The following is a 14329-nucleotide window of genomic DNA, read 5'->3' on the forward strand; positions in this document are numbered from 1 at the left end:
GGCCTGGGAAACACAACAGCGGCGACCTCGTTAGAGGTCGCCGCTGTCTTTCCGTGCTTCGCCCAATGCGCTGGCGGTGGCACTTTTTTCACGTCGCTCGGACGATGGGGATGGAACTTGAATTAAATTCGTGCTATACTCATCGTGGCGCCCTCGGCTTCTTGGTACGATTCACGCGACGCCGAGGGCGGCATGCACGGTCCCCCAAACTCGATGCGCGCGGTGCATCGAAGCGACGGAGGCGTCCCCCGTGGCCGAAGAGGCGCGTCACCTCAACCCCGAGGAGCCGGCGACCCCGTTGCCCTCCCAGACGGCCCATCTGCAGGCCGTTCCGTCTCCGGGCCCCAGCATCTCCGAGCGCATGCGCGAGCGCGTTCGCGTGAGCGAGATCGGCCGCGCCCAGGCGCTGGCCGATGCGAAGGGCACCATCTGGAGCCGTTTCGGTCTGCTCAACACCCTCGAGACGCCCCTGCCCATGACGTGGTCGCTGCTGCGCCGCATGATGAGCGGCCAGAGGTCACTCGGCTTCGAGCCGGATCCGGCCCTTGACGAGACGGGGGTGCTCGATCTCATCTGCGGTCGCCCCTACTTCAACCTGAGTCGCCTCTCCCGTTCGTACATGGCGACCTTCCCGTTCACCCACGCGGCCGATGAGATTCGAAGCCATCCCGCCAAAGCCGAGTACCCGGTGCCGCGCCTCGACTTCCGCGCCGCCTCGCCTTGGCTCTGGCGGCGTCTTCCCCGCACGTTCCTCACCCTTCTCGGCGCGCGTCGTCGGCTTGACCGGTGGGCCTCTAGCCAGGCCGAGCCCCTGGCGGCCGGTGTCGCCCCGCTGTTCATCGCCGAGGCCAGGCGTGCACACGGCGAAGATCTGCGCAACCTCGATGCCTCCGCCCTGCTCACGCGCCTGCGCAGCTGGGTGCGTCGCACCGTCGATGAGTTCGCGGTAGAGGTTCTCAAGACGGCTGCGGTGACGGCATACCTCACCGGTCGTCTCGAGAGACGGCTGGGGGTCGACGAGACGCACACGCAGCTCATGCACGTGCATCCGCGAGCCGAGGCTGATGTCGACGCGGTCATGAACCGTGCCGCCTACTCGCCCTGGCCCTTCGAGTCCTTGCTCGAGGCCATCGGACATCGCGCCCCCATCGATCTCGAGCTTGGGGTGCCCCGCTGGCGAGAGAGCCCGGAGAAGCTCTGGCAGGAGATCGAGCGCCGCCGCACCGTCGAGCCCGCACCGCGAACCATCGTGCGCGGTGCCCACGATGAAGAGGTCGAGTGCGCGCGCACCTGGCTCTCGTTGCGTGAGACCTCGCTGCACTGGCTGCTTCACGGCTGGGACGAGATCCGTCGCACCCTCGTGGCCCTCGATCGCCGGCTGCGTCTCGACGGCTGCGTCTTCTGGCTCACCTTCGAAGAGGTGCAGAGCGCCCTCGATGCGCACGTCAACCGTGATCTGCTCGATGAGCGCATCGATCGTCACCGTCTCATCGAGAAGATCGAATGCCCTCGGGTGCTCTTCAGCGACAACCTCGACGTCATCGGGCGAGGGTGATCAAAAGCACGCAAAAACCCCGTCATTGTCGCTTTTTTTGCGAATTCAAGATGGGTTGCGTTCACAGAAATGCAACAACATGACAGGTCGACGCATGATACCCTGATGCCGCATCGACGAGGAGGCCTGCGGGCCTGTCGATGTCATTCCAATCAGGGGAAACCAAGCCATGACCGTCATCGGACAACAGATCACCAGAGGCGAGCTGCTGCAACGCGCCGTCGCCTATCAGGCCAGCCTCCTGGCCAATTCCGCCACGCCCTACAAGAGCGAGCTGAAGGCGCAGAACGAGCAGTTCGTGCGCACGCTCCAGGCTTCGCCAGATGGCACCCTCGACGAGATGCGCGCGCATGCGCAGAAGCGTGCGGCCTCGTTGGGAAGAGAGGCCGCTGTTCTCGGATTTGCGGGCCTGGGCGTGATCATCGCCACCGCCAGGTTGCCGGCGCTGAGCGGCCCCATCGCGCACGCCATCGGCTTCGGGGTGGGCATCTATGTGGGGCAGGTGCTGAGCAGCCAGATGGCGGTGGAGGCCGGCCGCCAGCGCGTGTTCGCCGCCCAGCTCACCGACTGGCAGGCCAGCATCGACGCCCAGCCCCCATCGCAGGGGGCTGACCGCGCGGCTCAGCTCGGGCTGCAGGCCTCTGGCGCATGGGGCAGCAGCTGCACCGTTAACCGCAGGGCGTCTGTGTAGACGGCGTCGTGTCCCGGCATGGCCAGCTCGTCGGCGATGAGCTGCTCATAGCTCTGGGCATCGGCGCCGACAATCCGCTCGAGGGGAGGGCGCCCCTCGAGCAGGGTTACTGTGCGAATGCATTCGCCTGAAGCCTGCAGCTCGACGCGACACGTCATGGGCTGCGGGCCCGCCGCGTGAAGCTCGACGGCGCGAAGCCCCGGGGGGCCGTCGCTCGATTGGCGCTTCAGCGCGATGCACACCTCGCCGTGGGGGGCGCGCACCGAGAAGGTCGGCGTGCCTCCCCAGGGTGCGCGTGCGGTTGCTCCCCAGCGCAGGCGGCTGCCCAGCCAGCCGGTCAGCAACCAGGCTTGCACCGCGGCGCGATCATCGGTGAGCAGCGGGTCAGCGTACTCCACGGTGACGCGATCGATGTGCTCGAGACCCGACATGTTGGCCGAGCCATCGAAGAACTGCGCCACCAGTCCCCGCCACGGCGTGAGCCGAGCCCAGTTCACGTCTGTGCAGGCCACATCGAGCTTCACATGGTGCTCGAGCAGCGTGAGCGCCCAGGGCAGATCGTCTTCCGGCTCGACGAAGTACGAAGAGTCGAAGATCACCCGGTCGGCGGCCTGTACCAGCGTTTCGAACAGGCTTCCCTCGAAGGGCGGGTCGCCTCGCCACCACAGCACCACCGGGAGATCGGGCGACAGCAGGGGCGCCACCGCCCCTTGCAGCGAGTCGAGCGCGGAGACGCCGCCTTTCAGGGTCACCTGCTCGCACGCAATGGTGCGCACGCCGTTCTCGGTTCGCGCGTGGACGTGTGAGGTGGCCGTGAGCGGCGCGGTCCGATCATCGTCGGCCACGATGTGGACGACGCGGCACGCGACCGCAGCCGTCAGGTCTGGCATGATGGCTTCGGCGCGCTCCGCGGCTCTCGCGCCTCCGGAGTAGATCACCAGGCTCAGGGTCGACGTGCGCACGACGGCGCCGGGGCCTCCCGCAATGCCATCGGCCCGCTCCTGCCATGCCTTGGTGAGATTGGTGAGAAGCTCTTCTGGGTTGGCGCCTGAAGCGGTCTTCTCGGGGGTCTCACAGATCTCACTGGCGTCGCTCATCAGAATCGCCTCCAACGTCGGCCGTCCTGGCGCAGCAGTTCACGGGATTCGGGTGGGCCCCATGAGCCTGCTTCGTAGGTCGGGATATCGCTGCCTCTGTCAGTGTGCCAGGCGTCGAGGATGGGCTGCACCCGCGTCCAGGAGGCCTCTACCCAGTCGTACCGCGCGAAGAGCGTTGCATCGCCGAGCAGCGCGTCGAGGAGGAGCCGCTGGTAGCCATCCGGTGATTCGCCTCCGAAGGTCGAGCCGTATCGCATGTCCATGCGCACGGGGCGCAGGATCATGTGCGGTCCGGGGAGCTTGGCCTCGAAGCGGATGGAGATGCCCTCGTCTGGCTGTATGCGGATCACCAGGGCGTTCTCGTCGACCTCGCTCTGGGGGCCGTTCTGGAACAGAAGATGCGGAAGCTTGCGGAACTGGATGGCGATCTCGGAGAGCTTGCGGGCCAGACGCTTGCCGGAACGCACGTAGAACGGCACGTCGGCCCAGCGCCAGTTGTCGATGGTGAACCGAGCCGCCGCAAAGGTCTCGGTTGTCGAGGTGGGTGAGACCCCTTCCTCGTCGCGGTATCCGGGAACGCGGGCGCCGTTCACCCAGCCTTTCGTGTACTGCCCTCGTACCGTGAAGCGTGACACGTCGTCTCCTGAGAAGGGGCGTATGGCACGAACCAGCTTTGCGGTCTCGTCGCGCACCTCGTTGGCGCGAAACGTGGCGGGAGGCTCCATGGCGACCACGCTGAGCACCTGCATCAGGTGGTTCTGGATCATGTCGCGCAACGCACCGGCCTGTTCGTAGTAGCCGCCGCGCTTCTCCACGCCCAGGCTCTCGGCCACGGTGATCTGTACGTGGTCGATGTAGCGGCGGTTCCACACGGGCTCGAACATCAGGTTTGCAAATCGGAGAACCATGATGTTCTGGACGGTTTCCTTGCCCAGGTAGTGATCGATGCGGAAGACCTGGTCTTCGCGAAAGGCGCTCTGCACGTCGCGCTGCAGCTGGCGGGCAGAGGTGAGGTCGCGTCCGAACGGCTTCTCGATGACGATGCGAACCCATCCTCCCACGCCGTCGGCGTGACCGCCGATGGGATCGTGGGCATCGTGCGAGAGCCCAGCCGCACCCAGCCCCCCGATGATCACGGGAAACGCGGTGGGGGGAACGGCCAGGTAGTAGAGACGGTTGCCGCAGGTTCCGCGTGCTTCGTCGATGGTGGTGAGCCGCGCGCCGAGCGCAGACCACGTGTCGGCCGATGCGTAATCGCCCGCGTGGTAGTAGAGGCCCTTGGCGAAGGATTCCCACAAGGGGCTCGAGACGTCGACGCCTTGCTTTCGCATCGACTCGGTGACGGTCGTCCGGAAGGCGTCGTCGGACATGGGGGTGCGCGCAAGCCCCAGGATGGTGAAGCCGGGAGGCAGCAGCTTCGAGCGCGCCAGACTGAAGAGCGCGGGGATGAGCTTGCGGTGACACAGGTCTCCGCTTGCGCCAGCGATGATCATGATGCAAGGCTCCGGCGTGCGTTCGAGACGCAGGCCGAGGCGCAGGGGATTCACGCGTTCAGAGGGGGTTTCGAGAACAGGCAAGGCAGTACCCCAGGCTCGTGATGCGAGGTGCGCGTCGCGGTTCGCCCGCGACGCAGTCCCCGTTCGAGAGGGGTTGGGCCCGGAGGCCACGCCTTCCTTCTTGCCGGCTCGGCTCGTGGCGGAGGCGTCAGCTCAGGAAGCTGTTGAAGCCCTGACCGATGCCGCCGAAGGCGCCCACGCCGTTCATTGCGTTATGACCGCCAAAGTTGCCCTGGGACTGGCACTGGCGGCAGCTGTTCTCGCTGCCGTGCTGGCCGCCCATCATTCCCGCGAGCAGAATGCCCATGAGCAGCCCCATCAGCATGCCCATCATTCCCTGCATGCCGCCCATCATTCCCATCGGGCCCATGCCGCCCATCATTCCCATCGGGCCCATGCCGCCCATCATTCCCATGCCGCCCATCGGGTTGATGCCGTTCATCATGTTCATCGGATTCATCTCATCCATTCGTAGAATTCCTCCACGCTCCGTCACCGTACCTCAGGCGGGCTGTGCCGCCTGCGCTTGACCCCCGTTGCCCTCCAGGCTTCACGGGTGCCGGGCGCGCGCTCTGATACGGGTACGTCAAGCCGGGTAAAGGGCGGATAAAGCGTCCGTTTTGTTGCCGATGTAAACATCGCAGCGGGGATTCGAGCAATTGTGTTCACATCGCGGCAACAAGTGCCGCGAGGCTTTCACTCGTCCTCGAGGATGACGACGTCGGTGCTGCGGCCCTGGCCAGCGGTGAGCGAGCGCATGGCCTTCTGCACGCGCACGTTGCCAGCCACCAGGCGGGTCCACCCCTCATTCAGGTCGGCGACGCTGCTCGTGCGGGCGAAGTCACGCATGCGATGCAAGCCCTGCAGGCTCTCGCTCAACCCTCGCTGCACCTCGTTCGCCACCGCGCGGGCAAAGGTATCGCCCTCGAGGGGGGTGTTCAGGGTCTCGAGCCCTGTATCGACCTGCGCGCGCACGCGCGTGACCTCGGACTCGACCGCGTCGAGCACGCGCTTCCACTCCGCGGGGATGATCTGTCCTCGCGCGATGGCCTCACAGGCGTCGTACAGCTTGCCATATGCCTCGGGCACCAGAACAGAGCCGCCTTCGTGCTGCTCGAGGGCACGCATCTCTGCCTGCCAGTCATCGTGACAGTCGAACATCTCGGCGGTCAGATCACGAAGGTGGGTGGAGCACTGTTCGACCGCGGCTTCGTCGAGGGCGGCCACGGCGGTATCGAGGGCGTCGAGCGCGGCGGCATTCTGTGCGTACAGGCTGCGGATGCGATCGACGATGGCTTCCGCGTTCCCCCCAGGCGGGACGCTCTGGGACTGGGTCTCGAGATCGCTTCGCGCCTGCTCGAGACGAGCACGCTGCGCGGCCACCGCCTGTCGCCCACCGCGCACATCGTCATCGCGCACGGCCTCGAGCGCAGCCTCGAGTGTGGTCTCGAGGTTGTTCGAGCGGCGTTTGGGCTCGGATCCTGATTCGACACCACGAAGCGTCTGGCGCAGCGCACCGAGCAACTCGCTCTTTGAGTCCATGTCCCGGGGATTCCACCGCCGCGGTGCCTTATCCTGTTCAGTGCAGGCGGTTCACGGGTGCGCGCGGTTCACAGGGTGGCCTCGCTCCTTCCTGACGACACCCACGTCTGCCACATCGTTGACAAACGTTCGAGCCTCGTGTATACTCACGTGCGTGTTGCGCGACCCTCGTTTTCGCGCAAACCCCGACTTCGTCGGGAGAATCCCCCAAGCCGCGGAGATGGCGGAACTGGCAGACGCGTACGTTTGAGGGGCGTATGGGCAACCGTGAGGGTTCGAGTCCCTCTCTCCGCACCACAGCCTGAAGCTCGCGCAAGCGGGCTTCTGTGCTTCCGTGGAGGTGTATCGGCAAATGCCGCTGACCATCTGGTGGGTGTCGAGCACGCCTGCGGGTGACAAGCTGGGCGCGCTGGCGGCGGCCCAGACCCACGTCGAGCTCACCATGCCGTCGTGGCTCACCGCGCCGCTCGAGCCCTTGCGATGGTTCGATGTCGCCCTCTCTGTTCTGCCGCATCGCGCCCTCAGCCTCACGGCGCTTCTGCTGCTCTCGCTCCTGCTGTCGGGGCTTGTGCGGCGCAGGCGCGGCTGGCGCGCCGTCGTCGCCACGGCGGTGGCGCTCACCCTCACGATGGCCGGGGCGCTCGAGTGTGTGCGTGCCATCGATACCCGTCTCAGCGCGGGGGTCTCCTGGGTGACACCCGATACCGCGCCGTTTCGCCTTGCCAATCTTCACGCCCACAGCCAGGCCTCCGGGGGTGCCCTCATGCCGGAGGACCTCGTGTCCTGGCACCATCAGCGGGGGTTTCGCGTGCTCGCCATCACCGACTCGAACGGCATGCGCGCCGTCGAGCGCGCGCAGGCCTGGGTGGCGGCGAGCGGACTGCCCATGGTCATCGTTCCCGGCGAGGAGTATCGCGGCACCACCCATCTCCTCATGTTCAACCTGCGCACCCCCGTTCTACCGGCGGAGCACGGCGTTCCGGAAGCTGTCGCGGAAGCCCGTCGACAGGGGGGGCTGGTCATCGCTGCCCACCCGTGGACCGCGGATCGCTCGCCGTCCGCCCTCGTCGATGCAGGTGTGGGCGGGTTCGAGGTCACGAACGGCAGCTGGATCGCCGACACCGAGACCCAGGCGCTGGCGAGACAGAAGGGGCTTGCGCTGACGGGAGATCTCGACTACCGCGAGGGGGCGACGCCCATGTGCGCCACCGTGCTGCCGCTCTGGGCCGATACGCCGGCGCGGGTTCAGCAGGCGCTCGAGCGCGGTGAGTGCGCCGCCCTCTACCTGGCCAGTCGGGTGAGTCACGGGAACTGGACCCGTGGCATGCCCGCACGCTTCGCAAGGAGCATGTTGCGTCTCATCGATGAGCGCCTCGCCATGTTCCTCGTCGGTGTGCTCTTCTGGGCGCTGCTGCTGATCGCTGCCCGCGTGTACGTGCGGTGGCCGTCGTGCCCGCTCCCTGCCCGCGGGGCGCTGGTGTGTGTGCTCGCGTGCACGGGGGTCACGGCGGCGTTCACCCTCTGGTGCGTGTGGTGGCAGTTCCGCGTGGGCTGGTATCCCCGTACCGAGTGGGCGATGGCGCTCTGGGCCGTGGCCACGCCCGTCGCGTGGTGGGCGCTCTCCGCGGTGCGCCCTGCCGAGGAGGGGAACGGCGGCTGACGCTGTCGCGGGTACGGCTTTCGCAGGCGCTCCCCTCGGTGTCAGGGCGGCGGTGCCAGGCGGGCGTGCTTCTTCAACCGCAGGCTGTTGAGAACCACCGACACGCTCGAGAACGCCATGGCGGCGCTGGCCACCATGGGTGACATGAGCGAATGGGTGAAGGGATACATCACGCCGGCCGCCAGCGGAATGGCGATCACGTTGTAGGCAAACGCCCAGAACAGGTTCTGCTTGATGGTGCGCAGGGTGACGCGTGAAAGGGCGATGGCCGAGACCACGCCGCGGAGATCGCTCCCCACAAGGGTCACGCCAGAGGCTTCGATGGCCACGTCGGTTCCCGTTCCGATGGCGATGCCCACGTCGGCCCGTGCCAGTGCGGGGGCATCGTTGATGCCATCGCCCACCATCGCAACCCGATGCCCTGCCTCCTGCAGGGCGGTGATGCAGGCGAGCTTGTCGCCCGGCAGCATCTCCGACTGCACCTCGTCGGTTCCCACCGCGCGCCCCACGGCTTCCGCAGTGCGTCGCACATCGCCCGTCAGCAGAACCGTGCGCAGTCCCATCGCGCGCATCTGTCGAACCGTTTCAGCCGCCTCGGCCTTCACGGGATCGGAGACCCCGAGCAGGCCGGCGAGGAGGTTGTCGACTGCCACCAGCACCGGTGTTCGTCCCTCTTCGGCGATGGCTTCAGCCTTCTGTCGGAGCGGCGTGGTGTCAACGCCGCACGCGTCGAGCCAGCGCGCGCTTCCGACGCGCACCGCCCTTCCTTCGATCTCGGCCTCGATCCCCTTCCCGGGGAAGGCCTCGAAGCGTGTGGGTGCTGTGCGGGCGATGCCACGTGACTCGGCGGCACTCACGATGGCCTCGCCCAGCAGGTGCTCGCTGCCGGATTCCGCCGAGGCCGCGAGGCGAAGCAGATCACGCGCATCGCGCTCAGGGTCGGTCTCTGCAGGCGCTCGGTCGCTTTGATCGACGTGCGCGTGGAGCGGTTCCGGGATCACCACATCGGTGAGGACGGGGCGTCCCTCGGTGAGCGTTCCGGTCTTGTCGAGCACCACGACATCGAGGCGTCCTGCGGTCTCAAGGGCCTCTCCGCTCTTGAAGAGCATTCCATGCTCGGCTCCGTGGCCTGTCGCCACCATGATGGCGGTGGGTGTGGCCAGTCCAAGGGCGCAGGGGCACGCCACCACGAGCACGGAGACCGTCGACGTCACCGCGAGGACCAGTCGCGCGTCCGGCGGGGCGAGCACCATCCACGCGATGAACACCACTGAAGCCACAGCCAGCACCGCGGGGGTGAACACCGCGCTCACCTCGTCGGCCAGTCGCGCAATGGGAGCGCGGCTCCCCTGGGCCTGGGCCACCAGTCGAACGATCTGGGCAAGGGTGGTGTCGGCTCCGACTCGGGTGGCGCGAACGCGAAGCGCTCCGGTGCCGTTGAGCGTGGCGCTGAAGACCGACGCCCCGGGCGCCTTGTCGACCGGTCGGCTCTCTCCGGTGAGCATCGATTCGTTCACTGACGATCTTCCTTCGACCACCTCGCCGTCGGTCGGTATCTTCTCGCCGGGGCGCACCACGAAGAGGTCTCCGATCACCAGATCGCTCACGTCGACCTCGATCTCTTGATCTCCCCGCACCACGCGGGCAGTGGGAGGCGCCAGCTGCATGAGCCGGCGTATGGCTTCGCCCGCCCGCCCTCGGGCGCGAGCCTCGAGGCTTCGGCCGAGCAGCACGAGGGTGATGATGACGGCCGCGGCTTCGAAGAACACCGGAGGGGCGTGTCCCCCGTGGGTGGAGAAGGCGGTTGGCATCAGGGTGGCCAGAGCAGAGAAGATGAATGCCGCCGAGGTTCCCAGGGTCACCAGCGTGTTCATGTCGGCCGTGCGATGTCGCAGCGCCGCCCAGGCGGCGCGGTGGAAGGGGGCCCCGCACCACAGGTACACGGGGGTTGAGAGCAGCAACCCGAAGAGGTGGTCGCCCGGGAAGTCGAGACGACCGTGTCCCATGGCGACGATCACGACGGGGGCCGAGAGGGCCAGTCCCACCCGCAGGCGGCGACTCAGATCGGCGCGTTCCCGTGCTTCGGCCACGGCGGTGGAATCGAACTCCGCACCCGCGTCGATGGTCTGCGCCGTGACGCCGGTCTGCTCGATGATCCGTCGCAGGGCCATGCGATCGGTGGCACCGGGAAGGTAGCGCACGTCGACGCAGGCGGTCTCCGACCTGGCGGCCTCGAGCACGCCGGGCACCCTCGCGAGCGCGTGAAGCGCTTCGGTGGTGTCGCCCGTGACCCTGAATCGAACAGACACGGGCTCCGCCGTTCGGTAGCCCATCTGCTCGATGCGATCGGTCAGGCGCGCGACCCCGGTGCTCGCGCTGTCGTACTCCACAGTGGCTCGCGCCATCGCGAAGTTCACGTGCGCCCGCGACACCCCCGGCGTCTTGGCAAGCCCCTTCTCGATGCGGCGCGCGCAGGCGGCGCAGGTCATTCCCTGAACGGGAAGATCGACCCGCGCGTTCGCTCCTGACTCGCTTGCGTCGGTCATCTGGGCGTGCCGTGCGGGCTCACCGAGTCGGAACGGGTCGACTCAGAAGTGCACCGGATGCGGCTTCGATTCGTCGAACCCCAGGTCGCGCATCGCCTTCTTGAGGTCGGCGGCCTTGAACCTTCCTTCGTGGCTGAGCTGCACCAGCGTGGCCAGCACCACCGACTCGGCGTCGACCTCGAAGAAGCGGCGCAGGGCCTCGCGGGTGTCGGAGCGGCCGAAGCCGTCGGTGCCCAGCGAGTACAGCGGACGTGGCGTCCAGCGTGCGATCTGATCGGGAACGGCGCGGATGTAGTCGCTGGCCGCGATGATGGGGCCTTCGGTCTTCTCGAGCAGCGAGGTGACGTAGGGCACGCGGCGGGGCTGTTCCGGCGCGAACATGTGCTCACGGTCGGCGTGCATGGCGTCGCGTCGCAAGGCGAGGTACGAGGTGGCGCTCCAGACATCTGCCGCCACGTTGTAGCGATCGGCGAGAATCTCTTGCGCGCGCAGCACCTCGCGAAGAATCGAGCCGCTTCCGAGCAGCTGGGCCTTCGGCGCTCCCTTCTTGAGATCGGTGCGCGCCTCGCGGAACAGGTAGAGACCGCGCAGCACGCCATCGACCACGTCTTCACGCGGAATGGGCGGCATGGCGTATGGCTCGTTCTGCAGCGTCACGTAGTACCAGGTGTCTTCGTTCTCCATGTACATGCGCTTGAGGCCATCTTGGATGATGATGGCGATCTCGTACGCCCAGGCGGGGTCGTAGGCGCGCACGTTGGGCACCACGCTGGCCAGCAGGTGGCTGTGGCCGTCGCCGTGCTGCAGCCCCTCGCCATTGAGGGTGGTGCGGCCCGCCGTGGCGCCCAGAAGGAAGCCGCGGCCGCGGATGTCGCCGAAGAGCCAGGCCTGATCGCCCGTGCGCTGGAAGCCGAACATCGAGTAGAAGATGTAGAACGGGATCATGGGCTCGCCGTGGGTGGCGTACGAGGTTCCCGCCGCGGTGAACGATGCCATGGAGCCGGCCTCGGTGATGCCTTCTTCAATCACCTGGCCGTCTTCGGCCTCGCGATATGAGAGCAGCATCTGCTGGTCGACCGACTCGTACAGCTGGCCTTTGCACGAGTAGATGCCGTACTGCCGGAACAGGGCATCGAGGCCGAAGGTGCGGGCTTCGTCGGGAATGATGGGCACGATGCGCCGCCCGATCTCGGGCAGGCGCAGCAGGTGGGCCAGCAGGCCAGCGAAGGCGCTGGTGGTGGAGACCGGCTGATCGGTGCCCTTGAGGTAGCGGTCGAAGCTCTCGAGGGTGGGCATCTCCATGACGAAGTGCTTCGCCACGCGCTTCGGCACGAAGCCGCCCAGCTGGCGCCGTCGTTCGAGCAGGTACTCGATCTCGGGGCTGTTGGGGTTCGGTCGGTAGAAGGGCGCGTCAGGCAGGTCGCTGTCGCTGATGGGGAGCTGCAGCAGATCGCGGAAGGCGAGGAGCTCCTTGAGCGAGAGCTTCTTCTGCTGGTGGGCGATGTTGCGCCCTTCGGCGCCTTCGCCCAGGGTCCAGCCCTTCACCGTCTTGGCCAGGATGACCGTGGGCGCGCCCTTGTGCTCGCAGGCGGCCTTGTAGGCGGCGTATATCTTGCGGATGTCGTGGCCGCCTCGCCGCAGGCGACGCAGCTCTTCGTCAGAGAGGTGCTCGACCATCTTCAGAAGCTCTGGGTGTTTGGCGAAGAAGTGGCTGCGGATGTAGTCGCCGTGCTCCACCGAGTACTTCTGGTAGTCACCGTCGAGGGTCTCGGTCATGGTCTTGACCAGCAGCCCTTGATCGTCGCGTGCGAGAAGCTGGTCCCACTCGCGCCCCCACACCAGCTTGATGACGTTCCAGCCGGCGCCGCGGAAGACCGTCTCCAGCTCCTGGATGATCTTGCCATTGCCGCGCACGGGGCCGTCGAGACGCTGCAGGTTGCAGTTGATGACGAAGACCAGGTTGTCGAGCTGCTCGCGCGCGGCGATGGAGAGCGCGCCGAGGGCCTCGGGCTCGTCGGTCTCGCCGTCGCCCAGGAAGCACCACACCCGCTGGTCGGAGGTGTCCTTGATGCCGCGGGCCTGCAGGTAGCGGTTGAAGCGAGCCTGGTAGATGCCCGTGATGGGGCCCAGCCCCATCGAGACCGTGGGGAACTCCCAGAAGTCGGGCATGAGCCAGGGGTGAGGATACGACGAGAGGCCCTTGCCGCGCTCGACCTCGCGGCGGAAGCGCTCGAGGTGGTCGAGGTCAAGCCGCCCTTCGAGGAACGCGCGGGCATAGATGCCGGGAGAGGCGTGCCCCTGGAAGAAGATCTGGTCGCCGCCGCCGGGGTGGTCCTTGCCGCGGAAGAAGTGCTGGAAGCCCACCTCGTAGAGCGAGGCGGCGGAGGCGTAGGTCGACAGGTGGCCTCCGATGCCGGGGAAGTGGTTGTTGCCGCGCAGCACCATGGCCACGGCGTTCCAGCGGATGATCCGCCGGATGCGACGCTCCATCGTCTCGTCGCCGGGGTAGGCGCCCTCGTCTTGCGGCGGGATGGTGTTCACGTAGGGGGTCTGGAACAGGGCGGGCTGCGGCACCCCTTCGAGGTGGGCGCGCTGCAGCAGCTGGCTCAGGAGGAAGTGGGCGCGGCCCACCCCCTCGCGCTGCACGACCTCGTCGAACGATTGCAGCCATTCACGCGTCTCGACGGGGTCGAGATCGGGGCTGTAGTGGTCTCGGTTGTTGATTTCGACATGGGGCCGGTCGGTCGGCTTCTTCAACATTGACATGGCTTCGGATGTCTCCGTCTTCAAGTCTCTCTCTGGTCACGGCGGCGTGGGGAGCGCCGCGGTGCGGTTGCGGCGACGGGCGCGGGTTCTGGCGCCGGGAGCACGGGTGCCGCGAGGCAGAGGACATCCTCTTCTGGCAAACCCTGTCTTCCCCTGCCTGCGAGGCCTGTTCCGGGCGTGACAGGCGGGTCTGATTCGCGTCTTCCCGCCGTCTTGTCAGGGAACGCCTGGCAGGGGCGGCGGGGAGAAAGAAGCAAGCCGCGCCCCCCCGTCGAGGAGAGCGCGGCTTGCGTCGGACAGACCGAGGGAGAGCGAGGGCGCAGCCCTAGCCGCCTCCGCCGCCCATCATGCCTTGTCCCATCTGCATCAGCGAAGAGACCAGGCTCATGACGCCCTGCACCATCTGCTTCACCTTGCCGACCTTGTCTCCGCCGCCCTTGCCGCCACCGCCGCCGCCAATTGCACCTGCCATCGTCGTTGTGACCTTCCTTTCAGTCTTCTGAACCCAGTGTGCCGCAGCAGAGGCGGAGGGTAAAGAAGCAGAGAGGGCCGATTTGTTGCCGATGTGAACAGGTTGTTACGTGTTTGTCACAGTTTTGTCGCGGCGCCCCCGCCCGTTTCACGATGGGGTCGCTCGATGCCAGGCGCTCAGAGGTCGGCCGCGATGGCGAGGTCCTGCGCGGCGCTGATGGCATGGAACCCGGCTTCCGCCGCGGCCGCGCCCTGGGTGACATCTTCCGGGTCTTGCGACCGTGTGTAGGCAAGCATGCGGTCGAGCCCGTCGCGGAGCTGCTCGAACGCGGACTTCATGGCGTCCTTGGCCGCGATGGCCTCGGCGGGGGCGTCGGCGAACTTGCGCTCGAGCACGCCGGAGGCGAACACCTTCAGCCCGACGTCACAGATCTGGCGCACCCGC

At 67.0% G+C, this 14329-nt stretch carries 10 protein-coding genes and 1 tRNA gene; 4 read left to right on the forward strand and 7 right to left on the reverse strand.

What is annotated here, in order from left to right; genetic code table 11:
• Window positions 1–250: 250 nt before the first annotated feature.
• Together EB084_08465 and EB084_08470 are read left to right on the forward strand one after the other, a co-directional pair.
• Window positions 251–1555 carry a hypothetical protein gene (locus EB084_08465; protein NDD28280.1) on the forward strand — a complete coding sequence of 435 codons (1305 nt, stop codon included), beginning with the start codon at window positions 251–253 and terminating at the stop codon, window positions 1553–1555.
• Between the two features lie 169 nt (window positions 1556–1724).
• Window positions 1725–2246, forward strand: a complete 522-nt coding sequence (locus tag EB084_08470) for a hypothetical protein (GenBank protein ID NDD28281.1) — start codon at window positions 1725–1727, stop codon at window positions 2244–2246.
• Here EB084_08470 and EB084_08475 read toward each other — a convergent pair.
• The 4 genes from EB084_08475 to EB084_08490 all read right to left on the reverse strand — a co-directional run bounded on the left by EB084_08475 (window position 2177) and on the right by EB084_08490 (window position 6441).
• A complete protein-coding gene (locus EB084_08475) occupies window positions 2177–3343 on the reverse strand; it encodes a hypothetical protein (protein ID NDD28282.1) in 1167 nt (388 codons plus the stop codon). The genes EB084_08470 and EB084_08475 overlap by 70 nt on opposite strands.
• Window positions 3343–4836 (reverse strand): glucose-6-phosphate dehydrogenase, encoded by a 1494-nt coding sequence (gene zwf, locus EB084_08480; protein ID NDD28283.1) that lies wholly within the window; start codon window positions 4834–4836, stop codon window positions 3343–3345. The genes EB084_08475 and zwf overlap by 1 nt, the downstream gene beginning before the upstream one ends.
• A 211-nt stretch (window positions 4837–5047) precedes the next feature.
• The gene (locus EB084_08485; GenBank protein ID NDD28284.1) at window positions 5048–5368 is read right to left on the reverse strand and encodes a hypothetical protein; all 321 of its coding nucleotides are present in this window, start codon (window positions 5366–5368) and stop codon (window positions 5048–5050) included.
• 227 nt (window positions 5369–5595) lie between these two features.
• A complete protein-coding gene (locus EB084_08490; GenBank protein NDD28285.1) occupies window positions 5596–6441 on the reverse strand; it encodes a hypothetical protein in 846 nt (281 codons plus the stop codon).
• Between the two features lie 214 nt (window positions 6442–6655).
• Here EB084_08490 and EB084_08495 point away from each other — a divergent pair.
• Window positions 6656–6738 (forward strand) — tRNA-Leu (locus EB084_08495).
• Window positions 6739–6793: 55 nt separating this feature from the next.
• Complete coding sequence (locus EB084_08500) at window positions 6794–8101, forward strand: hypothetical protein (protein NDD28286.1); 1308 nt, start codon at window positions 6794–6796, stop codon at window positions 8099–8101.
• 41 nt (window positions 8102–8142) lie between these two features.
• Here the strand turns inward: EB084_08500 and EB084_08505 are convergent, their stop codons facing one another.
• The 3 genes from EB084_08505 to EB084_08515 form a co-directional block, all read right to left on the reverse strand.
• A complete protein-coding gene (locus tag EB084_08505; protein NDD28287.1) occupies window positions 8143–10647 on the reverse strand; it encodes a copper-translocating P-type ATPase in 2505 nt (834 codons plus the stop codon).
• Window positions 10648–10689: 42 nt separating this feature from the next.
• On the reverse strand, window positions 10690–13407 hold the full coding sequence (gene aceE / locus EB084_08510) for a pyruvate dehydrogenase (acetyl-transferring), homodimeric type (protein ID NDD28288.1): 2718 nt from the start codon (window positions 13405–13407) through the stop codon (window positions 10690–10692).
• Between the two features lie 654 nt (window positions 13408–14061).
• Window positions 14062–14325 carry a hypothetical protein gene (locus tag EB084_08515; GenBank protein ID NDD28289.1) on the reverse strand — a complete coding sequence of 88 codons (264 nt, stop codon included), beginning with the start codon at window positions 14323–14325 and terminating at the stop codon, window positions 14062–14064.
• Window positions 14326–14329 lie beyond the last annotated feature (4 nt).

The sequence above is a fragment of the Pseudomonadota bacterium genome, from assembly GCA_010028905.1.
Taxonomy (GTDB): Bacteria; Vulcanimicrobiota; Xenobia; order RGZZ01; family RGZZ01; genus RGZZ01.

Bases quoted from the DNA above. Each gene is read 5' to 3' on its own strand.
- EB084_08470 (NDD28281.1), top strand. From the start codon at position 1,725: ATGACCGTCATCGGACAACAGATCACCAGAGGCGAGCTGCTGCAACGC.
- EB084_08475 (NDD28282.1), bottom strand. From the start codon at position 3,343: ATGAGCGACGCCAGTGAGATCTGTGAGACCCCCGAGAAGACCGCTTCA.
- zwf (NDD28283.1), bottom strand. From the start codon at position 4,836: ATGATCATCGCTGGCGCAAGCGGAGACCTGTGTCACCGCAAGCTCATC.
- EB084_08485 (NDD28284.1), bottom strand. From the start codon at position 5,368: ATGGATGAGATGAATCCGATGAACATGATGAACGGCATCAACCCGATG.
- EB084_08490 (NDD28285.1), bottom strand. From the start codon at position 6,441: ATGGACTCAAAGAGCGAGTTGCTCGGTGCGCTGCGCCAGACGCTTCGT.
- EB084_08500 (NDD28286.1), top strand. From the start codon at position 6,794: ATGCCGCTGACCATCTGGTGGGTGTCGAGCACGCCTGCGGGTGACAAG.
- EB084_08505 (NDD28287.1), bottom strand. From the start codon at position 10,647: ATGACCGACGCAAGCGAGTCAGGAGCGAACGCGCGGGTCGATCTTCCC.
- aceE (NDD28288.1), bottom strand. From the start codon at position 13,407: ATGTTGAAGAAGCCGACCGACCGGCCCCATGTCGAAATCAACAACCGA.